20 protein-coding genes are annotated in these 21,427 nt (G+C 61.5%); 13 read left to right on the top strand and 7 right to left on the bottom strand.

Going from position 1 to position 21,427, the window contains the following annotated elements:
* Positions 1 to 6: 6 nt before the first annotated feature.
* The 4 genes from AAC077_RS08565 to leuC all read right to left on the bottom strand — a co-directional run bounded on the left by AAC077_RS08565 (position 7) and on the right by leuC (position 4,114).
* Positions 7 to 822 carry a hypothetical protein gene (locus tag AAC077_RS08565; RefSeq protein WP_339768518.1) on the bottom strand — a complete coding sequence of 272 codons (816 nt, stop codon included), beginning with the start codon at positions 820 to 822 and terminating at the stop codon, positions 7 to 9.
* A 341-nt stretch (positions 823 to 1,163) separates the two neighbouring features.
* Positions 1,164 to 1,769 (bottom strand): 3-isopropylmalate dehydratase small subunit, encoded by a 606-nt coding sequence (leuD, locus tag AAC077_RS08560; RefSeq protein ID WP_339768517.1) that lies wholly within the window; start codon positions 1,767 to 1,769, stop codon positions 1,164 to 1,166.
* Positions 1,770 to 1,780: 11 nt separating this feature from the next.
* Positions 1,781 to 2,596 carry a hypothetical protein gene (locus tag AAC077_RS08555; protein WP_339768515.1) on the bottom strand — a complete coding sequence of 272 codons (816 nt, stop codon included), beginning with the start codon at positions 2,594 to 2,596 and terminating at the stop codon, positions 1,781 to 1,783.
* Between the two features lie 102 nt (positions 2,597 to 2,698).
* On the bottom strand, positions 2,699 to 4,114 hold the full coding sequence (leuC, locus tag AAC077_RS08550; RefSeq protein WP_339768514.1) for a 3-isopropylmalate dehydratase large subunit: 1,416 nt from the start codon (positions 4,112 to 4,114) through the stop codon (positions 2,699 to 2,701).
* A gap of 327 nt (positions 4,115 to 4,441) precedes the next feature.
* Between leuC and AAC077_RS08545 the strand changes: the two genes are divergently transcribed.
* Positions 4,442 to 5,860 (top strand): mechanosensitive ion channel domain-containing protein, encoded by a 1,419-nt coding sequence (locus AAC077_RS08545; RefSeq protein WP_339768512.1) that lies wholly within the window; start codon positions 4,442 to 4,444, stop codon positions 5,858 to 5,860.
* Here the strand turns inward: AAC077_RS08545 and AAC077_RS08540 are convergent.
* Positions 5,857 to 7,083, bottom strand: coding sequence for a hypothetical protein (locus tag AAC077_RS08540; RefSeq protein WP_339768510.1), 1,227 nt, complete (start codon positions 7,081 to 7,083; stop codon positions 5,857 to 5,859). The two genes, AAC077_RS08545 and AAC077_RS08540, sit on opposite strands and share 4 nt — an antisense overlap.
* A gap of 239 nt (positions 7,084 to 7,322) precedes the next feature.
* On the opposite strand from AAC077_RS08540, the gene rsfS reads away from it, so the two are divergent.
* The gene (gene rsfS, locus AAC077_RS08535) at positions 7,323 to 7,688 is read left to right on the top strand and encodes a ribosome silencing factor (RefSeq protein ID WP_339768509.1); all 366 of its coding nucleotides are present in this window, start codon (positions 7,323 to 7,325) and stop codon (positions 7,686 to 7,688) included.
* A gap of 7 nt (positions 7,689 to 7,695) precedes the next feature.
* Complete coding sequence (rlmH, locus tag AAC077_RS08530; protein ID WP_339768507.1) at positions 7,696 to 8,166, top strand: 23S rRNA (pseudouridine(1915)-N(3))-methyltransferase RlmH; 471 nt, start codon at positions 7,696 to 7,698, stop codon at positions 8,164 to 8,166.
* 70 nt (positions 8,167 to 8,236) lie between these two features.
* Here the strand turns inward: rlmH and AAC077_RS08525 are convergent, their stop codons facing one another.
* Positions 8,237 to 8,941, bottom strand: coding sequence for a DUF599 domain-containing protein (locus tag AAC077_RS08525; RefSeq protein ID WP_339768505.1), 705 nt, complete (start codon positions 8,939 to 8,941; stop codon positions 8,237 to 8,239).
* An 80-nt stretch (positions 8,942 to 9,021) separates the two neighbouring features.
* Here AAC077_RS08525 and AAC077_RS08520 point away from each other — a divergent pair, with 80 nt between their 5' ends.
* The 6 genes from AAC077_RS08520 to AAC077_RS08495 all read left to right on the top strand — a co-directional run bounded on the left by AAC077_RS08520 (position 9,022) and on the right by AAC077_RS08495 (position 14,917).
* Positions 9,022 to 10,470, top strand: a complete 1,449-nt coding sequence (locus AAC077_RS08520) for an FAD-linked oxidase C-terminal domain-containing protein (RefSeq protein ID WP_339768504.1) — start codon at positions 9,022 to 9,024, stop codon at positions 10,468 to 10,470.
* A gap of 50 nt (positions 10,471 to 10,520) precedes the next feature.
* Positions 10,521 to 11,633: an FAD-binding protein gene (locus tag AAC077_RS08515; RefSeq protein ID WP_339769488.1), complete on the top strand. Its 1,113-nt coding sequence runs from the start codon at positions 10,521 to 10,523 to the stop codon at positions 11,631 to 11,633.
* Positions 11,630 to 12,001: a hypothetical protein gene (locus tag AAC077_RS08510; RefSeq protein WP_339768502.1), complete on the top strand. Its 372-nt coding sequence runs from the start codon at positions 11,630 to 11,632 to the stop codon at positions 11,999 to 12,001. The genes AAC077_RS08515 and AAC077_RS08510 overlap by 4 nt, the downstream gene beginning before the upstream one ends.
* 10 nt (positions 12,002 to 12,011) lie before the next feature.
* Positions 12,012 to 13,400, top strand: a complete 1,389-nt coding sequence (glcF, locus tag AAC077_RS08505) for a glycolate oxidase subunit GlcF (protein WP_339768500.1) — start codon at positions 12,012 to 12,014, stop codon at positions 13,398 to 13,400.
* A 69-nt stretch (positions 13,401 to 13,469) separates the two neighbouring features.
* The gene (locus AAC077_RS08500; protein WP_339768498.1) at positions 13,470 to 14,282 is read left to right on the top strand and encodes a trypsin-like serine protease; all 813 of its coding nucleotides are present in this window, start codon (positions 13,470 to 13,472) and stop codon (positions 14,280 to 14,282) included.
* A gap of 164 nt (positions 14,283 to 14,446) precedes the next feature.
* Positions 14,447 to 14,917, top strand: coding sequence for an Hsp20 family protein (locus tag AAC077_RS08495; RefSeq protein WP_339768496.1), 471 nt, complete (start codon positions 14,447 to 14,449; stop codon positions 14,915 to 14,917).
* A gap of 316 nt (positions 14,918 to 15,233) precedes the next feature.
* Here AAC077_RS08495 and AAC077_RS08490 read toward each other — a convergent pair whose 3' ends face one another.
* On the bottom strand, positions 15,234 to 16,709 hold the full coding sequence (locus tag AAC077_RS08490; RefSeq protein ID WP_339768494.1) for an NAD-dependent succinate-semialdehyde dehydrogenase: 1,476 nt from the start codon (positions 16,707 to 16,709) through the stop codon (positions 15,234 to 15,236).
* Positions 16,710 to 16,789: 80 nt separating this feature from the next.
* On the opposite strand from AAC077_RS08490, the gene AAC077_RS08485 reads away from it, so the two are divergent.
* From AAC077_RS08485 to AAC077_RS08470, 4 genes are all read left to right on the top strand, one after another.
* Complete coding sequence (locus tag AAC077_RS08485; RefSeq protein WP_339768492.1) at positions 16,790 to 17,575, top strand: alpha/beta hydrolase; 786 nt, start codon at positions 16,790 to 16,792, stop codon at positions 17,573 to 17,575.
* Positions 17,576 to 17,727: 152 nt separating this feature from the next.
* Positions 17,728 to 18,960, top strand: a complete 1,233-nt coding sequence (locus AAC077_RS08480) for an aminopeptidase P family protein (RefSeq protein WP_339768490.1) — start codon at positions 17,728 to 17,730, stop codon at positions 18,958 to 18,960.
* A 190-nt stretch (positions 18,961 to 19,150) separates the two neighbouring features.
* Positions 19,151 to 20,227, top strand: a complete 1,077-nt coding sequence (locus tag AAC077_RS08475) for a hypothetical protein (RefSeq protein WP_339768488.1) — start codon at positions 19,151 to 19,153, stop codon at positions 20,225 to 20,227.
* Between the two features lie 25 nt (positions 20,228 to 20,252).
* The gene (locus AAC077_RS08470; RefSeq protein WP_339768486.1) at positions 20,253 to 21,368 is read left to right on the top strand and encodes a hypothetical protein; all 1,116 of its coding nucleotides are present in this window, start codon (positions 20,253 to 20,255) and stop codon (positions 21,366 to 21,368) included.
* Positions 21,369 to 21,427: the final 59 nt, after the last annotated feature.

Below are 21,427 nucleotides of genomic sequence, written 5' to 3'. Positions count from 1 at the left end.
ACAGGATCAGGCGATTTGGTAATCGCTTTCCGCTTCGCGGGCATAGCTGCGGCGGCGTTTTTCCTGGATCATGTCGGCGACCTTGCCCATCGCGATCCCGCGCATCAACAGGCTGGCAGGTAAAAAGGCCCATAGGGTCATCGTCCAGATCAGGGTTTGCGGTTCTTGCAATGTGATAGGACCTATCACTTCCGAGGCCAGCTTGGCCACGGCGGGCAGCACGAAGGGCAGCAAAATCCCCAGCACCATGTTGATCCGCGCATCACGTTGCAGCCGTGTCAGGGCGTCGCCGCCTGCGGTCGGGTCGAACAGCGGCAGGTTGATCCATACGTTGAATGCACCGTTGCGCGACGACGGCCAGCCGAACAAGCGCACCATCAGAACGAAGATGGCGCATGTGATCAGCGCAATCAGATAGCTGATACCGGCGGCGGCGCGCACGAGGCGCAGGGACGTTTCGGGCAATTCCGGGGGCAGGGCCAGAACCACAAGGCGCACCGGCGAAAACGGGAAGTCGAGAATTTTTCCGACCAGACGCGCCACCGATGTCATGGCGCCGGTCATCAGCGTTGGTTCGGTCAGGCCCGAACAGATCACGGTCAGCAGAAACACGGTCACGAAAGCCCCACAGAACCGCAAACGGTTCAGGGGCGGCGCATTGCGGAATTCGATGATGGAGGGAAAGTTCGAGTTGTATTCGATAAAAACGAGAAAGCTGGCCAGCAAGGCGACAAGCAGAATGATCTGCGTGGTGTCAGCGGATACCCCCGGCAGCATCAGCGCCGGAGTGGCAATCATCAATGCCACCAAGAGACCGCGCATGGCGGCACCTGTCAGTCGTGCTATCACTTCTCGTTCCCTTCAAACTGGCCAGACGCGATACGTTGCCGCGAACTTGTTCCAACTTGATTCCACCGTTTGTGGCGGCTTGCCTCATTCTTGCCCAATTTGTGCCTTCTTTCGCCGGCGGGCTCAAGTTCGCGTTAAAGCAAACGCAATTGTTAAGGCATTTTGTGGGAACGGGTGGTGCCATCTTGCATCAGAAATAAGGCACAATCTGGGCATTGTGGCACATCTTGTGTCCAATCTGCCGCGCAGACATAAAAGGGGCCACAAGCATGGCTTGCAGCCCCAAAATTTCGTGCAGCGCGCGTTGCCGGGCCTCAGACCCAGGGACGCTCGGCGCTTGACTTGGCTTCAAAGCTTGCGATGTCGTCCGCTTTGGCCATGGTCAGGCCGATGTCGTCCAGACCTTCCAGCAGGCAATGTTTCTTGAACGGGTCCACGTCAAAGGTAATGACTTCGCCGTCCGAGGTGGTGATCGTTTGCGCGTCAAGATCGACAGTCATCCGCGCGTTCGAGCCCTTTTCGGCGTCTTTCATCAGCAGATCGACCTGCTCTTGCGGCAGGGCGATGGGCAGAATGCCGTTTTTGAAGCAGTTGTTGAAAAAGATGTCGGCAAAGCTGGGCGCGATGACGCAGCGAATGCCAAAGTCCTTGATCGCCCACGGCGCGTGCTCGCGGCTGGACCCGCAGCCAAAGTTGGCGCCGGTGACCAGTACCTCGGTGTTGCGGTAGGCTTCCTGGTTCAGCACGAAGCCGGGGATCTCGTTGCGGTCGTCGTCATAGCGCATCTCGTCGAACAGGTTTACGCCCAGACCCGACCGCTTGATGGTTTTCAGGAAGTTTTTGGGGATGATCATGTCGGTGTCGATGTTGATCATCGGCATCGGGGCCGCGACCCCTGTGATGGTTTCGAACTTGTCCATATCTGGTGTCCTTATATCTTTCGAAAGGGTTGGCCGCCAAAGTCATGTTTGACCTGTGCGGCGATGTTGGCAATGAAAGAGCCCTCGAAGGGGATGCCGCGCCGGTGGGTTGCGCGGATGCGGCTGGAATACAGATGGATGCACTGCGTGTCCTCGCGCAGCCATCCGTCCACGCCGCCGTGGGGGTTGAAGTAGATGTCTGCCATCGACCAATGCACCGGGTTCAGCACATGGCGCGGCAGAGCGTGTTCGATTTCGCCGGTTTCGTTCAGCGCCCATGTCAGCGCCTGCGGGCCGAAAACAGGTGGTACCAGTTTCGCCGCAGCCAGCAATTGCGCGCCTTCGGGCAGGTCTTGCAGCTTTCTGCGGTGCGCCCGTTTCAGCCATGGCGGGACAAAGCCGGGGTCGTTCAGCCGGTCCAGCAGCAGGGTCAACGCGGCGCTGTCCTTGGGCAGGCGCACCACCGCGTTGTTGACCGTGGTGGGGGATTCGTAACCCACCAGATAGCCGTCTTTTGGAGTAAAAGGCCGATGGCAAATGCAATCGGTGTCCACCCAGGTCAGGTCGGTGGCCTGCACCATATGCAGGCGGAACAGGTCGGCAAAGACCGTGGGCGTGACCCCGTCCAGCAATTCGTCGGAGTAGTGATAAACCTCGGAGGCGTGGCGCAACGTGACACCGTCGATCTGCGGGTCGGGCAGATCGTGGGTGTGGAACAGGGTCACGGGATGCCCGTGATAGGCAAAGCTGCGCAAGGCCAGAATATCCAGCCAGCGCAGTTCCGTGCCGACCCAAAGCGAGCCGATAGGGGTATCGGCGGCGCTCATGTGCGGGCGGTGTTCTGTTCTGGGTGAAGGCGGGGCATCACGCGGGGCATCCTTTGGCGGTGGTGCTGCGGCCCGTTGTTCACCGGACCGCAACACACGGGCTTACATCAGGTCGCGCACGTCGGTCAGGTGGCCGGTGATCGCTGCGGCCGCTGCCATAGCAGGCGACATCAGGTGGGTGCGTCCGCCCCGGCCCTGACGGCCTTCGAAGTTGCGGTTCGACGTGGCCGCACAGCGTTCGCCGGGGCTAAGCTGGTCGGGGTTCATCGCCAGACACATCGAGCAACCGGCCAGACGCCATTCAAAACCCGCATCCTTGAAGATGTCGGCCAGACCTTCCTCCTCGGCCTGGGCGCGCACCAGACCGGAGCCGGGCACGATCATCGCGCGCATACCGTCCTTGATCTTCTTGCCCTTCAGGATCGCGGCGGCGGCACGCAGATCTTCGATGCGGCCGTTGGTGCAGGACCCGATAAAGACGGTGTCGATTTCGACCTCGCTCAGCGGTGTGCCCGGTGTCAGGCCCATATAGTCCAGCGACCGCTGTGCCGCGTCGACCTTGCCGCCGGTGAAATCGCTGGCCGCGGGAACGTTGGCCGTGATCGGCAGCACGTCCTCGGGCGAGGTGCCCCAAGTGACGACGGGGGCAATGTCTTCGGCCTTCAGCGTGATGACCTTGTCCCACTGGGCGTCATCGTCCGAGAACAGGGTTTTCCACCATGCGACGGCTGCTTCCCACTCTGCGCCCTTGGGCGCGTGGGGGCGGCCCATGCAGTATTCAAAGGTTTTCTCGTCCGGCGCGATGATGCCTGCGCGTGCGCCGCCTTCGATCGCCATGTTGCAGACGGTCATGCGGCCTTCCATCGACAGATCGCGGATCGCTTCGCCGCAATATTCGATGACATAGCCGGTGCCGCCAGCGGTGCCAGTCACGCCGATGACGGACAGGGTGATGTCCTTGGCCGTGACACCGGGGCGCAGTTTGCCGGTGATCTCGACCTTCATGTTCTTGGATTTCTTCTGAATCAGCGTTTGCGTCGCCAGAACGTGTTCGACCTCGGATGTGCCGATGCCGTGGGCCAGCGCACCGAATGCGCCGTGGGTTGCCGTGTGGCTGTCACCGCAGACCACGGTCATGCCGGGCAGGGTCCAGCCTTGTTCCGGGCCAACGATGTGCACGATGCCCTGACGCACGTCGGACACGGGGTAATAGTGAATGCCAAAGTCCTTGGCGTTCTTGTCCAGTGCTTCGACCTGAATGCGGCTTTCTTCGTTCATGCCGCCGTTGGCGCGGTCCAGCGTGGTGGGCACGTTGTGGTCGGGCACGGCAATGGTCTGCTGGGGCTTGCGCACGGTGCGGTTGGTCATGCGCAGACCTTCGAACGCCTGCGGGCTGGTCACTTCGTGAACCAGGTGGCGGTCGATATAAAGCAGGCAGGTGCCGTCGTCGGCCTCGTGGGCGACGTGGGCATCCCAGATCTTGTCATAAAGCGTTTTTGCGGATTTCGTGGGGGACATGAGGGACCTCTCCCGTATTTTGGATGCAGAAATGGCGTGGGGTTCGGATGCGTGCGACCTTATAGTCGCGCCAGCACCGCGTGGGTCGCCCCGAAGAAGCGTTCGCGCAGCCGTGCGCGGTCGTCGATGTTAAAAAGACGTTTCATGGGCGAAGAGATACGCGCATGTCCCTTGCGGTGCAAGGTGGACAAGCAAAATCTGCGCGAGGGCCCTGAATGCCGCGTTTTGCGTCGAAACCTACCTGCAACAGGGCGCATCACGTCATTTCGTTTGGCTTGCGCCGCATTGCGTCTAAGTGCAACCTGAACGCCAAAGCTGGGAGCGCGCATGGAGAACACCACCGAGACGGGAGCCAAGTTCGGTCTGGATTTGCTGGACGCCATTCGAACCTCGGCGGGCACGATCCAGTCTTTTCTTGTCAGTCTGCTGCAACCCGGCTGGCGGCTTTATCAGGTTCTGATCATTATCGGTCTGGCGGTCCTGTGCTATGGTTTGCACAAGTTTTCGGGGCATCTTCTGCAAAACTGGGTGCGCTCGCGCGAGGGTTGGAAGGCGTGGCAGTTGCGCATGGTTGTGCAGATCCGGCGCAGGTTGGGGTTGCTGTGGTATGCGCTGCTGGGCTGGTCGATCTGGCTGGTGATGCAAGAGGTCACCTGGCCGTCGCGGTCCTATCTGATCGGGTTGGCGGCGACGCTGGCGACCGCCTGGGCGTTCATCGGGTTTTCCGCCCGGCTGGTGCGCAACCGGTTTCTGCGGCGGGTGGTGACCTGGGGGCTGTGGATTTACGTCACGCTGTTCTACCTGAACATTTCGGACGAGGTGTCGGTGTTTCTGGACCGGCTGGCGATTTCGGTCGGTGATTTCCGGCTGTCGATTCTGACGCTGATCGTTGCCGCCGTGGTGATCGGTGTGCTGTTCACGCTGGCGCGGCTGGTCAGCAACACAACCGCCGCGACCATTCGCAAAAACGAAGACATCAGCCCGTCGATGCAGGTTCTTGCGGTCAAGGGGGTGCAGATCGGCCTGTACGGCTTTGCCTTTTTCGCGGGGATCAAGGCGGTGGGCATCGACCTGACCGGCCTTGCGGTCCTGACCGGTGCCATCGGTGTGGGTCTGGGTTTTGGTCTGCAAAAGGTGATTTCGAACCTTGTGTCGGGTGTGATCATCTTGTTGGACAAGTCGATCAAGCCCGGTGACGTTATCAGTCTGGGCGATACCTTTGGCTGGATCCAGACGCTGGGCGCGCGCTATGCCTCGGTCGTTACACGGGATGGCAAGGAATACCTGATCCCGAACGAAGACCTGATCACGGGGCAGGTGGTGAACTGGTCGCATTCCAACGACTTCGTGCGGTTGGACATCTATTTTGGCACCTCTTACGAGGATGATCCGCATCAGGTGCGCAGGCTGGCCATCGAGGCCGCCAAAAGCGCCGACCGCGTGCTAAGCCACCGACCGCCGGTCTGTCACGTGGTCGGCTTTGGCGACAGCAGCGTGGACTATATCCTGCGATTCTGGATCAAGGACCCGACCGGCGGGCTGACCAACATTCGCGGCAACGTCTATCTGGCGCTGTGGGACATCTTTAAGGAAAACAACATTTCAATTCCCTTCCCGCAGCGCGAGGTTCGGATGTTGGGCGGCACGACCAAGCAACACTTTGGCGACGAAGCCGCAGCGCCCGGCACCACACCCGAAGCGCCGGCAGCCACGGACGATACGGCGCCGAGCACGTCGTTTGGTTAATCCAGCTTAAGTGCGTCCAGGGCGGTTTGGTTGCCGCCTTTGGCTGCCAGCTTGAGATATTTCAGATAGGCCCTGGGATCGGCGGGCAGGCCGCTGTCGCCAACGTAAAGCTGCGCCAGCGCAAGGGCCGCGTCCGCGTCGCCTGTGGCTGCGGCTTTTTCCAGAAAGCTTTTGGCGCGTTCGGGGTCACCCGCAGCCAGCGTGCCATCCACCAACCATTGCCCATAGACGCGTTGGGCGGGGGGATAGCCTGCCTCGGCAGCTTCCAGCAGCAACGTGCGACCACGGTCTATGTCATCTGTCGCACCCTTGCCCTGTTCGATCAGCATCCGGCCCAAGGAATATGTGCTGACAGGATCATCCGATTCGACACCCTTTTCCAGCAGATCGCGGGCGGTGGCGATGTTGCGTGTTGTATAGGTGCCTGTGCCATAGAGGGTCGCAAGGGCATTGTAGGCGATCGGATAGTGGTCGTCGCGGGCGGCTTTGGTCAGCAGCTCCAGCGCACGGGAATCGCCCGCCTTGTCATAGGCGCGGCCCAGTTCGTAGCGGATGCGCGGCGGCACTTCACCTGCGGCATAGGCGTTCAGACAGGCGGGGGTGGCGACGTCTGGGTCCATATCATCCCACGCCACACCGGGCACGGGCGATTCGCTGTCATAAGGGTGCGCGGCTGCGGCGTCGCAGGCGGCGATCCATTCGGCGCGCACCTCTGGCCCGGCCGCGCTGATTTTCTGCGCCTCGCGCGCAGCGTCCACCGCGACCCGCGAGCCTGCCAGGGGGAACGTCGCACTTTGGTCGCCGGCTTGCAGGGTCCAGTCACGGGCGGCCTGGAACAATTCGACATCCTCATCCGAAAGGAAGAAGCTATAGGAGACCATGCCCGGTGCCTTGGGCCGTTCACGGCGCAACTGGTCGCCGGTGATGGTCAGCGTGCGGGCCGAACCGTCGGTCATGGTCAGGGTCGATTTGACGCTGTCCTGAAAGTCGGTTCCGGGGATAACGGCCCCGATGGCCGTGTTTTTCCCTTCGGCATCCAGCACCATGATGGCAAAGCTGTAATCTTCCAGGATCACGCCTGCGGTGTGAACACCCTCGTCAAACAGCAGGTCGCCGGGCTGGTGGTAATGCCATTCCTCGAACACAACCTGTTGGGCCGACCCGGCGCGGACGGCAGAGCACAGCGCCAGAACGGCACAGAGAACACGTATGAGTTGCGTCACCAGATCGGTCCTTGTTGCAGCGTCGGGTCAGTCTAGCGACCGTGGGTACGTGCACGCAAGTTCAGCAGCATTCGGCCCGTCGCTGCGATCATGTCAGCCATGCGTTGAAATCCGCCCCTAGGCTTGCTACCTTACATGCATATCCCAGCGCCGGGGATCAGACGGCGCGTATCTAGGAGGGCAATGTCCTGTCAATCCACACAACGTCGGCACCGGCTGCCGACCACACGGGCGCACTGATGAGCGCCGCAGCACCCGAAGCAGGCAGCGATGCGCAGCTCGCTTTGATCCTTTCTTCCCTTTCCGATGACAAAGCCGAAGATGTCGTGCAGATCAACCTGCAAGGCAAGACCGCCTTTGGCGACTATATGGTCGTGTGTTCCGGCAGGTCCTCGCGTCAGGTGTCCGCCATCGCTGAAAAGCTGTTGGTGCGCCTGAAAGAGGCATTCGGCCGCCCCGCGCGGATCGAAGGCAAGGACACGGGCGACTGGGTTCTGGTCGATACGGGCGACGTGATCGTGCACGTGTTCCGTCCCGAAGTGCGCGAGTTCTACCAGCTTGAAAAGATGTGGTTGGGCACAGGCGAAACACCCGCCGCCGTCTGACGCATCTATGAAGGTTCACATCATTGCCGTGGGGCGCCTGCGTGGCGGCCCCGAGGCTGACCTTATATCCGACTACCTGACACGATTCGACCGCACCGGACGGGCCCTGAGCCTGGGTCCGGCGCAGATCGTTGAAGTGGACGACCGCAAGGGGGGCGGCATGGCCGCCGAGGCCGAGCTGCTGCGCCGTGCAATTCCCAAGGGCGCGCTGCTGGCGGTGATGGACGAACGCGGCCGGGTGGAATCGTCGCCGAAGTTTGCCCAGCGTCTGGCCGGATGGCGCGATGGCGGGCGGTCCGATCTGGCGCTGGTGATTGGCGGAGCCGACGGGATCGACCCCACGCTGCGCGCCGAGGCGGATTTTGCGTTGTCTTTCGGGGCGATGGTCTGGCCGCACATGCTGGTCCGGGTGATGCTGGCCGAACAATTGTACCGGGCCGCGTCCATTCTGGCCGGTGCGCCTTATCATCGGGATTAATCCGGGGCTCTGCCCCCGCCCTGCGGGCGTCCCCGGGATTTTTTGAACCAGAGAAATGGGACGCCGTCGGCTATTCTGACGATGCCGTGCCCATCAGGATCTTGCGCGAATGCGAGGCAAACTCGCGCCGCCAGATCACCGCAAGGGTAAAGGCCGTGGCGATCATCAGCGGGACGGGTCCAAGCAGCCAAGCGGCCATTGCGATTCCGAAATAGACGGCGCGCAAGCCGCGGTTGAAGCTGCGGGCGGCGGTGATGTTGATCTCGGCCGACTGGTTGGCGCGGGGCAGGGCGATGGGGTCGTTGGGATCGTTGGGCACCGAGGCCATGACCACGGCGGCATAGCCGAACAGGCGGTTGGACCAGACAAACTTCAAAAAGGCGTTGGTCAGGAACAGGCTGATAATCAGCAGCTTGGCCTCCCAGACAAAGGTGGGTTCCGAGACGAGGATCAGGTCGTTGGCGATGTCGGTGATATGTTCGGCGTTGCCGATCATTGCCAGCGCACCGCCGATGGCGATGGCCGAGGTCGAGGCGAAGAACGCCGTGCTTTGGCGCAGGCTGCCAAGGACGTGTGCGTCAAAGATGCGCGGGTTGCGTGTGATCATCTGGACCATCCATTCGCGGCGGTAGCCGGACATGATGCGTGCGGTCGACGGGGTCTTGGACGTGGTGCTTTCGACGCGCCAGCCGATCAGCAGCCATGCCGCAATCAGCAAGCCCAGAGCGACGTAATCCAGCGTCGTAAACAGGGTGAGGCGGTTGGTCCAGGTCATGGTAGAGTGATAGGGTGTCAGCGTATCCCTTGTCACGCGCTGAAATTGGTAATAATATTTTACCAATAGGAGGAACTGCCGTGGAAATGCCGATTCCGAACCCCGCCGTTCTGGCCCGCAAGGACCGCGTTGTCGCGCGTTTGCTGAAGGTATTGCCAGCCGACGCCGTGATCAGCGACGTGGCCGAGACGCGCGCTTATGAATGCGACGCGCTGACGGCCTATAAATGCGCGCCGATGGTGGCTGTGCTGCCGTCGTCGACGCAAGAGGTGTCGGATGTGCTGCGCATTTGCCACGAGGAATGTGTGCCCGTTGTTCCGCGCGGGTCCGGCACGTCGCTGGCCGGTGGCGCGCTGCCGACGGCGGATTGCGTTATTCTGGGTGTGGCGCGGATGAATGACGTGATCGAGACGGATTACGCCAACCGGATCATTCGCGTGCAGACAGGCCGCACCAACCTGAGCGTCACGGGCGCTGTCGAGGAAGACGGATTTTTCTATGCGCCCGACCCGTCCAGCCAGTTGGCCTGTGCCATTGCGGGCAACATCGCGATGAACAGCGGCGGGGCGCATTGTTTGAAATACGGAGTCACGACCAACAACCTGATGGGCGTGACGCTGGTGCAGATGGACGGCACCGTGATCGAGATCGGTGGCGGTTATCTGGATGCGGGCGGGCTGGACCTGTTGGGGGTAATCTGCGGGTCCGAAGGTCAGTTGGGGGTGGTCACCGAGGCGACCTTGCGCATCCTGCACAAGCCCGAGGGCGCGCGGCCCGTGCTGATGGGATTTGACGACAACGAAGTCGCGGGGGCCTGCGTGTCGGACATCATCAAGGCGGGTGTCCTGCCGGTGGCGATCGAGTTTATGGACCGTCCCTGCATCGAGGCGACCGAAGCCTTTGCCGGGGCCGGATACCCGGACTGCGAGGCGCTGCTGATCGTCGAGGTTGAAGGGGCGGCCGCCGAAATTGACGACCAACTGGCGCGCATCATGGAGATTGCGCGGCGGCACAATCCGGTCGAGTTGCGCGAAAGCAAGTCGCCCGAGGAAAGTGCGCGCATCTGGTTGGGGCGCAAAAGCGCTTTTGGCGCGATGGGGCAGATCAACGATTACATGTGCCTGGATGGGACGATTCCGGTGTCGTCCTTGCCGTTTGTGCTGCGGCGCATCGGCGAGATGTCGGCGGAATACGGGCTGCGGGTTGGCAATGTCTTTCACGCAGGCGACGGCAATATGCACCCGCTGATCCTGTTCGATGCCAACAAGCCGGGTGATCTGGAACTGTGCGAGGCCTTTGGTGCCGAGGTGCTAAAGCTGTGCGTCGAGGTTGGCGGCTGTCTGACCGGCGAGCATGGTGTCGGCATTGAAAAACGCGACCTGATGCATGTGCAGTACACGACAGACGACCTTGAGGCGCAGATGGCGGTGAAGGATGTGTTTGATCCGCAATGGTTGCTGAACCCCGCGAAGGTGTTTCCGTTGGACGCATCGGACACGCGGCGCACGGTTGCCATGGCGGCGCAATAGGGGACCAGCCCCCTGACCCCCCCCGGGATATTTGGAGCCAAAAGAAGATGATGACACCGCAGAGTGAAGAAGAGCTGGCCGGGATGATTGCAGATGCCACGACGCCGCTGGCGGTGCAGGGCGGTGGCACCCGCGGCTTTGTGGCGGCCGGGGATGTGCTGTGTTCGGCTGGACTGGCCGGGATTCGGTTGTACGAGCCGGGGGCGCTGACGCTGGTGGCGGGGGCCGGAACGCCGGTGGCCGAGATCGAGGCGGCGCTGGCTGCGGAAAACCAGCGGCTGGCGTTCGAGCCAATGGATCACCGGGCGCTGCTGGGCACGTCGGGCGCGCCGACCATTGGCGGGGTGATGGCGGCGAATATCAGCGGACCACGGCGGATTGCGGTGGGTGCGGCGCGGGATTTTGCGCTGGGCGTGCGGTTTGTCGATGGCGCGGGACGGATCGTCAAGAACGGCGGGCGGGTGATGAAGAACGTCACCGGTTATGATCTGGTCAAGCTGATGTGCGGATCGTTCGGCACGTTGGGCGTGCTGAGCGAAATTTCGATGAAGGTGCTGCCCGCGCCCGAGACAGAAGCCACGCTTGTGATTGGCACAGGTGTGGCGGAACAGGCTGTGGCGGCATTGTCGCGCGGGCTGGGGTCGCCGTTCGAGGTGACCGGAGCTGCGTTCTTGCCGGATCGTGGAGCAGTGGTGCGGATCGAAGGGTTTGAAACCTCTGTGGCCTATCGGTTGGAAGCGCTTGAGGGGGTGCTGGGCAGTTTTGGCGCGGTTGAGCGGCTGGATGCGCAGGCGTCGCAAGCCTTGTGGCGCGATGTGCGCGATGTGCAGCCTTTTGTCGGGCGTTCGGGCGATGTGTGGCGGGTGTCGGTCAAGCCCAGCGACGCGCCCTGCATTGTGAATGGTCTGCCGGACGGGGCAGAGTACATGCTGGATTGGGGCGGTGGGCTGATCTGGGTGCTGTGCGCCGCCGGGACCGATCTGCGCGCCAGGATTGCGCCGTTTGCAGGACATGCGACCCTTGTGCGGGCCGACGCGGATGTGCGTGCGCGGCTGGGGGTGTTCCAGCCCGAAGCACCGGCGCTGGCGGCGTTGACGGACGGGGTGCGGGCGCGGTTTGACCCGCGTGGCGTGTTGACGGGGCGCGGGATGAAAGCGGCGTGACCGTGCTGTGGCCTGCCTTGTTCGTGGTGGTTTTCGGTTTCGGTCCGTGGGTGTTCTTGCGCCTGATGCGCTTGACCCCATCGTCGACCGTTTTTGCACGGTTGGTTGCTTTCATGGTGATGGCGGCGGCCGCAAGCATGTGGTTGCGGTTTCTGGCGCCGGTGCCGTGGGGGGCGAACATCTGGGCCACGGGTGTCGGCATGGGCCTGATCTGGGCCGCGTGGATTGCGGTGCTGGCGCTTGCCGCCCTGGCCTTGCGGCAGGCGGATCAGGGGCCTGCGATGCGCCGTTGGACCGGTGTGATCGGCGCAATGGGCACCACGGTGCCGTGGTTCGGTCTGGCCTCGGCCCGGCTGATGAGCAGTTGAAAGAGAGACGATGCAAACGACATTCACGCCTGAACAGATGCGCGACCCCAAGATCCAGCGTGCCAACCAGATTTTGCGATCCTGTGTGCATTGCGGATTTTGCACCGCCACCTGCCCGACTTACCAGGTGTTGGGTGACGAATTGGACAGCCCGCGCGGGCGCATTTACCTGATCAAGGACATGCTGGAAAACGAACGGGTGCCGGATGCCAAGACGGTGGGGCACATCGACCGCTGCCTGTCCTGTCTGGCGTGCATGACCACCTGTCCGTCGGGCGTGCATTACATGCATCTGGTGGATCAGGCGCGGGAATATATCGAGGACCATTACAAGCGCCCCATGAGCGACCGTGCTTTGCGCTGGGTTCTGGCGCGGGTTTTGCCCTATCCCACGCGGTTCCGGGTGGCCTTGCTGGGGGCCAAGATGGCGCGTCCCTTTGCGCGGTTGCTGCCCGATCCGCGTTTGCGTGCGATGATCGCGATGGCACCGAAACAGGTGCCGCCCGTCAGCCGCAATGACGATCCGCAAAACTTTGCCCCGGTGGTGCCCCGGATCAAGCGCGTGGCGCTGATGACCGGTTGCGCGCAAAAGGCACTCAACACCGACATCAACGACGCGACGATCCGTCTGCTGACGCGGCTGGGGTGCGAGGTGGTGGTAGCCAAGGGCGCGGGCTGCTGTGGGGCGCTGACGCACCACATGGGCAAAAGCGACGAAAGCCACGCAGCGGCGGCGCGGAACATCACCGTATGGGCGGCCGAGATGGACGGCGACGGGCTGGATGCGATTGTGATCAACACCTCGGGCTGTGGCACCACGGTGAAAGATTACGGGCATATGTTTGCGCGCACCGACCTTGAAGTCGATGCAAAACGTGTGGCGGAAAAGGCAGTGGATATCAGCGAGTTGCTGGTGAACATCATGACGCCCGAGCATATCGCGCGCAGTCCGAACATGGCGGCGATGGGCATTGCCGGCACCGATGCAACACAGCCGACCGACAGCGACCGCACGGTGACGGTTGCCTATCACGCCGCCTGTTCGCTGCAACATGGCCAGCAGATCAAGACACACCCCAAGACCCTGCTGAAGATGGCCGGGTTCGGCGTGGTCGAGCCTGCCGACAGCCATTTGTGCTGCGGTTCGGCAGGCACCTACAACCTGATGCAGCCCGAGATTTCGGCGCAGTTGAAGGCGCGCAAGGTGCGCACGCTTGAGGCAAAGGCCCCAGACATCATCGCGGCAGGCAATATCGGTTGCATGATGCAGATCGGCAGTGCGACGGGTATTCCTGTGGTGCACACGGTCGAGCTTTTGGATTGGGCAACCGGGGGACCGCGTCCACCCGCTTTGGACCGCAGCCTGACAAAGGCAGCACCGGTGCCGATTTTGCGCTGATCTTCAACTTTGCCATAATGTCGCCGTATGGCGCACGTAGGCGATTGCCGAACCCTTTAGGAGAAGTCGATGCGGCGCTGGATGTCACTGTCTTTGATGGCCATTGTGGTCACGTCCGCGGCTTTTGCGCAGGACGCGCAGTTGCGTCGTCTTGAGACAACCAACGCCGGGCGCGCATGGGAAGCGGTCGGGCGTCTGGACATGGACGGTATCGGATTTTGCACCGGTGCGCTGATTGCGCCCAATCTGGTGCTGACGGCGGCGCATTGCCTGTTCGACAAGCGCACCAAGCAGCCCATTGACCATGCAAAGATCGAATTCCTTGCCGGATGGCGCAACGGGCGCGCATCGGCCTATCGCAATGTGCGGCGCGCGGTGGTGCATCCCGCCTATGTCTACGACGGCGATGTGTCGTCTGAACGGGTGCGCAACGATCTGGCGTTGCTGGAACTGAGCCAGCCCATTCGCAACACCAGCATCCGCCCATTTGGCACCGCTGTGCGGCCCGCAACCGGTGACAGCGTGGGCGTGGTCAGCTATGCCAAGTCGCGGTCCGAAGTGCCGTCGTTGCAAGAGGTTTGCACCGTGCTGTCGCGCCAGGAAGGTGTATTGGTCACCTCGTGTAATGTCGATTTCGGATCGTCCGGCGCACCGATCTTCAGCTTTGACGGCGGTGAAGCGAACATCGTGTCCGTGGTGTCGGCCAAGGCAGAGCTGGACGGCAAGAACGTGTCGCTGGGCACCTCGCTGGCCGAGCCGCTGGAAGAGCTGCGGGCCGAACTGCTGGCCGGTGGCGGGTTCCAGCAGGGGGCGTCGCCCGCTGCCAGCCGCGTCCGCGTGGGTGTGCGCAACGACACCGGCGCGAAATTCGTCAAGCCCTGAGGGGCATCGTAGAACGCGGTTTCGGCAGGTCTTGAAACCGCGAAATCCATCCCCACATCTGTCCTGACCGAACGCCTATACAGGGTTCTGTCTTTTTGCAAAACGGGTCCGTCCACGGATGGAGGGCCTGACATGAAATCGCTCACTCTAAGAGGATGACACATATGCGTACTTTTGATTTTGCACCGCTTTACCGCCAGACTGTCGGCTTTGACCAGATCGCTGACATGATGGACCGCGTTCTGACCAACGAGCATGCACAGAACAGCTATCCCCCTTATAACATCGAGAAAACCGACGACGATGCCTATCGCATCTCGATTGCCGTTGCGGGTTTCTCGGATCAGGACCTGTCCGTCGAAGTGCGTGAAAAGGCGTTGATCGTTTCCGCCCGCAAGGCGGACGAGGACGGCCAGCGCAGCTATTTGCACCGTGGCATCGCCACCCGTGCCTTTGAGCGCCGCTTCCATCTGGCGGACCATGTGGTTGTGACCGGTGCGTCCCATGCCGACGGTATGCTGCACATCGACCTGCAACGCGAAGTGCCCGAAGCACTGAAGCCCCGCCAGATCGAGATTACGGCAGGCACCAAGTCGATTGGCAAGGATGTCGTGGACGCCAAATCGGTCAACTGATCCGGCCTCGTATTACAACAGACTGACAGCATCAGGCCCGTGCGCATCCGCGTGCGGGCCTTTTTTCAATAAGAGAAATCACACCTTGCTTGTATCATGCACGCGCTTGGACAGACGGATTATTTATCAAACCCTTGAATGAAATCGCGGTGGAGAACGGACAGGCTTTTACGATTGTGACGGCTGACCGCACAGGCGCGACTGCCTGATATTCACTGGTAACTGACGATGATCTTTTGATTGTCGAGTACGTGACTGCGTCTTGTGAAATCAAAAGGGCGGACCATCAGGCCCGCCCTTTCATCTGTGCGTCGGATCAGACCGACATGCAGATGTATTTCATCTCTTGGTAGTCTTCCATGCCGTGGTGGCTGCCTTCGCGGCCCAGACCTGACTGTTTGACGCCGCCAAACGGGGCCAGTTCGGTGCTGATGATGCCGGTGTTGATGCCGACAATGCCGTACTCAAGGGCTTCGGCCACCTTGTACACGCGGCTCAGGTCCTTGGCGTAGAAATAGGACGCCAGACCAAAGATCGTGTCGTTGGCCATCGCGATCACTTCGTCTTCGTCCTCGAACTTGAACAGTGGCGCCAGCGGGCCAAAGGTTTCTTCGGTCGCCACGGCCATATCCGGCGTCACGCCGGTGATGATGGTGGGGGCAAAGAAGTTGCCGGTCATCGTGTCCTGCGCGTCGCCCAGAATGACGGTGGCGCCTTTGGCTTTGGCGTCCTTGATGTGTTCGATCACCTTGTCGCCGGCCTCGGGGTTGATCAGCGGTCCCAGGTCCACGCCCGCCTCAAGGCCGTCACCGACTTTCATCTTCGACACACGGTCTTTCAGCTTTTCGGCAAAGGCATCGTAGACACCGGCCTGCACATAGATGCGGTTGGCGCATACGCAGGTCTGGCCGTTGTTGCGGAATTTGCACATGATCGCGCCTTCGACGGCGGCGTCCAGGTCGGCGTCGTCAAAGACGATGAACGGCGCGTTGCCGCCCAGTTCCATCGAGCATTTCATGACCTGTTCCGAGGCTTGCTTCAAAAGGATGCGGCCGACTTCGGTCGACCCTGTAAAGGTCAGCTTGCGCACCTTGGGGTTCTCGCAAAACTCTTTGCCCACGGCAGAGGACGACGACGACGGCACCACGTTGAACACGCCCGCAGGGATGCCCGCGCGTTCGGCCAGCACACCCATGACGATTGCGCTCAGCGGGGTTTCGGCGGCGGGGCGCGCAACGAATGCGCAACCGGCGGCCAGCGCAGGGCCGGCCTTGCGGGTGATCATCGCGTTGGGAAAGTTCCACGGCGTGATCGACGCGGCCACACCGATGGGCTGCTTGATCACGGTGATGCGTTTGTCGCGCTGGTGGCCGGGGATGGTTTCGCCGTAATTGCGTTTGGCTTCTTCGCCGAAGAATTCGATGAAGCTGGCGCCATAGGCGATCTCGCCTTTGGCTTCGGCCAGTGGTTTGCCCTGTTCCGCGGTCAGGATGATGCCCAGGTCGTCCTGATTTTCCATCATCAGGTCGAACCACTTGCGCAGAACGGCGGCGCGTTCCTTGCCTGTCCAGCTTGCCCATTCCTTTTGTGCGGCTTCGGCAGCGTCAATGGCCTGACCCACTTGCGCGCGCGACAGGTCAGCCACCTGGGCGATCACATCGCCGCGCGCGGGGTTGGTCACGTCAAAGGTCCCGTCGTCGCCGTCGATCCACTTGCCGTTTACATAGGCACGTGTTTCCAGCAACGATGGGTCTTTCAGCAGGCTTTTCAGGTCGGTCTTTGCACTAGGCATCGCATCTCTCCAGATTAGGTCTCGTGCAGCAAAACCAACTCCTGCTAAGAATGTCCAGTTCCAGACGCAAGGGAAGCGATATGCCAGTTAACGACGATGCTTATGCCAACGGTGCCCATATTCCCGACGGGGCCAGCTATCCGGCCCGCTGGGCGCGCGATGCGGCGGCCTTTCGCAACAGTCTGGGCCAACGTGCCCAGATGGGATTACGCTATGGTCCCAGCCCGCGCCAAACCTTTGATCTGTTCCAGCCCGAAGGCACGCCCAAAGGCACGCTGATCTTTGTGCATGGCGGGTTCTGGCGGATGTTTTCGCCCAGCGATTGGTCGCATCTGGCGGCAGGGGCGGTGGCGCGCGGATGGTCGGTGGCCTTGCCGGGGTACGAACTGTGCCCAGATGTGCGCATCGCAGGCATCACCCGGTCGATTGCGCAGGCGGTGCAGGTGATCGCCGGTCAGACCACGGGGCCACTGGCACTGGCCGGCCACAGCGCAGGCGGGCATCTTGTGGCGCGGATGTGTGCGGCTGGCATGTTGCCCGCCGATGTGGTGGCGCGGGTGGACCATGTCATGCCCATTTCGCCCCTGTCTGATCTTGAGCCGCTGTTGCTGACCACGATGAACGATGATTTCCAGATGGACGCCGCCATGGCCCGTGCAGAAAGCCCGGTACACCAACCGGCCCCAGACTGCGACGTGACCGTCTGGGTTGGCGGCGCAGAACGGCCCGCGTTTCTGGATCAGGCGCAATGGCTGGCGGATGCATGGGGCTGTGGTCACCACGTGGCGCAGGACAAACATCACTTTGACGTGGTTGATGCGCTGGCAGAGCCGGACAGCGCCATGGTGCGCCGGTTGCTGGGATAATGATCCGTTTGCGACACCCTTTTGGTCTGTTGGGGCCTTTCAGGGTGTCGCTGACCGGGCTATAAGAAAAACAGCCGCGCGATGGCGTCGCCGGTGTCTTTCCCCAAAAAATGTCCTGAACGCCGGGATCTTTCTGCAAAGGAGGGTCTGACATGACCATTCAAAACCCCATTTCAACAGTCACGCGCCCTGATTTTCATCCTGTGCACAATGGCACCAAAGCGCCGTTGCAATTCGCGGGTGCCGAATACGATGCCCGCATCGCCGGATTGCGCGGGATCATGGCCGACACGGGCGTCGCGGCTGCGGTGCTGACGTCGATGCACAACGTGTCGTATTATTCCGGCTTCACCTATTGTGCGTTCGGCCGCCCCTACGCGCTGGTCGTGACCGCGTCCGAGGTTGTGACGATCTCGGCGGGCATCGACGCGGGGCAGCCGTGGCGGCGCAGCCATGGCGATGCGATCACCTATACCGACTGGACGCGTGACAACTTTTGGCGGGCGGTGACGCATGTGGCGGGAACCGGCGGTGTGGTCGGGTTTGAAGGCGATCACATGACGCTGGACCAGCACCGCAAGATGCTGGCCTTTCTGTCGCCTGTACAGGTGATCGACCTGGCCCCCGCCACGATGCGCCAGCGGATGCACAAAAGCGCCGCCGAACTGGAGCTGATCCGCGCCGGTGCCGCCGTGGCCGATGTGGGCGGTTACGCCATCCGCGACGCGGTGCGCGCAGGCACCCGCGAAATTGACGTGGCCATGGCTGGCCGCGACGCGATGGAGTTGGAGATTGCCCGCCGCTTTCCCGATGCCGAGTACCGCGACACCTGGGTCTGGTTTCAGTCGGGCCTGAACACCGACGGCGCACATAACCCCGTCACCGCGCGGGTGTTGGAACACGGTGACATCCTGTCACTGAACACCTTTCCGATGATTTCGGGCTATTACACCGCATTGGAACGCACGATGTTTGTGGGCGAGGTTGACGATGCGTCGCTGAAGATCTGGGAGGCGAATGTCGCGGCCCACGAATACGGCATGAGCCTGCTGAAGCCGGGGGCCACCTGTGCCGAGGTCACCCATGCGATCAACGATTTCTTCGAAGCGCGCAACCTGCTGCAATACCGCACCTTTGGCTATGGTCATTCCTTCGGCGTGCTGTCGCATTACTATGGCCGCGAGGCGGGACTGGAACTGCGCGAAGACGTCGATACGGTGATCGAGGCGGGCATGGTGATCTCGATGGAGCCGATGCTGACCTTGCCCCAAGGCGCGCCGGGGGCAGGGGGCTACCGCGAGCATGATATTCTGATCATCACGGACGACGGGGCCGAAGATATTACCAAATACCCCTATGGTCCCGACTTTAACGTGGTCGGCTAGGTCAACATCTGCCCGTAAACCAACGCAAGGCCGCCCTTGGCCTTGCGTTTTGCCGCGCGCCGCAACGCTTGGTTCTTTCCTTTGATCGCCGGATTTGCGAGAGTTTTTGCAAAATCGGAGCTTTGCCCGATGTAAATGCAAGTAACATTGCCTATATTGATGGCAACACATTGATACGAGGGAGAATTTGATGTCCAACTTTGACGCACAGGTGCGCGAGTCCCAAAGCCAGGTGGCCGAAGCACAGGCCAAGATCAGCGAACTGACCAGCCGTATCGAAACCGCGCGCGCCAAGTTGAAGGCGGGCGACGACGCGATGATCGACATCGAGAACGCCACGCTGGAAGACGTCCACGCCCACACCGACGTGATGAACGCCAATATCGCCGAGCTGATCATGGGTCTGGACGATGTGACCTCGGCCTTCTCCAAAGACTTTGACGAGATGCGCAATAAAACCGGCTGGGAAAGTTTTGTCGGCATCTTCTCGCGCGGGAAATCCGACAGTATGCGGCAGGAACGGGTGCGCACGGCGTCGATTGATGACAAGCTGCAAGACCTGATTTCCAAATCGGACATCATCGTGCAACTGCTGCAAGGGCAGTTGACCATGCTGGAAGAGCAAAAGGTCAAGGTCGAGGGCAACCTGACCGAAACGCTGGACGAGCGTGAATTCACGGTGCAGGAACTGACCGCGCTGCAAAACGACATCAAGGCAATGGACCCGAAAATCATCGGTCTGGAAAACCAGATCGCGTCGGAAACCGATGCCGCAAAGCGCACCAAGCTGGAAACCGAACTGGCCGATCTGAACAGCCAGTATAACCAGATGGTACAGACCGAACAGGTCAAGCTGGCCAAAAGCCAGACGCTGGAACGCTATATCGAAAAGGGCAAAACCTGGATCGACTCGTTGCAAAACCAGGCGGCGACGCAGATGGTGCTGATCAACAAGCTGCAAACAGACACCAAACAGCGTGTGGTTCTGTATGACGCGCTGACCAAATCGCTGAAGACGGCGCAACAGCAGGACGTGGCCCACCGCATCAACGAAATCGGCGTGAAAACCGACCAAGAGGCACAAACCGCCATGGCCGGCATCGGTGCCGCCACCAACGCGCGCATGGCCGACATGCTGGAAGCGCACGAGGACCACATGGTTTTCGCCCGTGACGTGCTGGAGCAAAAGGCCAAGGCCGACGAACGCTTTGCCCGCCGGTTCGAGGCCATCGTGAAAAAGCACGACAGCAATGCGTATGGCGGGTGAGCGGGCGAAAAGGACAGCCTGAGCAATGACCGCCCTGAATGACACCGTCGGCCTGACCGACCTTTTCGCCTCGCGCCGCTATTTCCGCAAGTTCGAGGCGATCATGGCCCACATGACCCGCGTCGCGGGCGTGATGGAGGCCGAAGGCACGCTGACCCGTGACGAAGTGAACATCCTTGTCGGCTATGCCGCGGCCCTGAACTATACGTTCAAGGCGCTCAGCCTGAAATACCTGCTGGTCGGGCGCGACACGGGGCGGTTCTTTGGATCGCTGGCCATCGACGCCACCGAAAGCGGGTTTCCGGCGGCGGACGAGCTGATCACTATGGCGTCGGACGCGCAGCAGGCGGAAAAACATCTGCTGGGGATGCCATCGGTGGACGAACTGAAGGCGCAGATGGTGCAGGTGATTTTGGGCGACCGCACGGTGCCGACCAAGCTGCAATTCGCCCTGTCGCAACGTCTGTATTACGAGGAACTGCTCAAGGGCAAACTGTTCTGGCCGCGCAATGATCCGGCGATCGACTGGTTGGGCAACACCGGCGAACGGCGGCGGTTTCGGATGCATTGGGCGGTCTACGACAGTCAGGTCAACCTGCCGGTGATCTACATGATGGAGCTTGAGGACACGGGCCGCACCGCGCTGCCCAAGGATCAGCGCCGCTGGCCCGAAGTGCAGGCACACCTGATGGCGCAGTCGCTGGGTGGGCTGAAGCTGATGACCATCGCCAAGGGTTTTGACGAGGATTTCAACGACCTGCACCCCAAACGCCTGCGGCGGTTTCACGTGGGGCCAATGTATTCGGATGCGTTCACCAAACAGTCGGGGCCGATTGGCGACGTGCTGTCACAGGCGCGCGCGCCGGACGGCCAGGACTGGGCGTTGGTCTGGACCGAGGAGGACTTGCAATCGGATCGCGTGGTAGAAGAGCGCGCAGGCTGGTTTTCGTCCGTCGAGCGCGAGATATTCAAGCTGGACCCCTTTGCCGGGCGCGGCGCCGATACGGGCACCACGCGGATGGAGCGCAGCATCATCCTGCCGCAGCGGCCCTATCAGGTGTTGGAAGAACTGAACCCGCCGGGGTTCCGGTCGGTGGCCAAGTTCGTGGTCAGCGATGCGGGGCGGGTGCTGCGGTACTAAGCGGGGCGCTTTTGGCGGTTCGGCCCTCCGGGGGGAGTTTATTTTGCAAGATGAAGATT

Source organism: uncultured Pseudosulfitobacter sp., assembly GCF_963976325.1.
Lineage (GTDB): Bacteria > Pseudomonadota > Alphaproteobacteria > Rhodobacterales > Rhodobacteraceae > Pseudosulfitobacter.
Note: the sequence above shows the minus strand (reverse complement) of the source record. Positions and strands in the feature narration are given on the sequence as shown.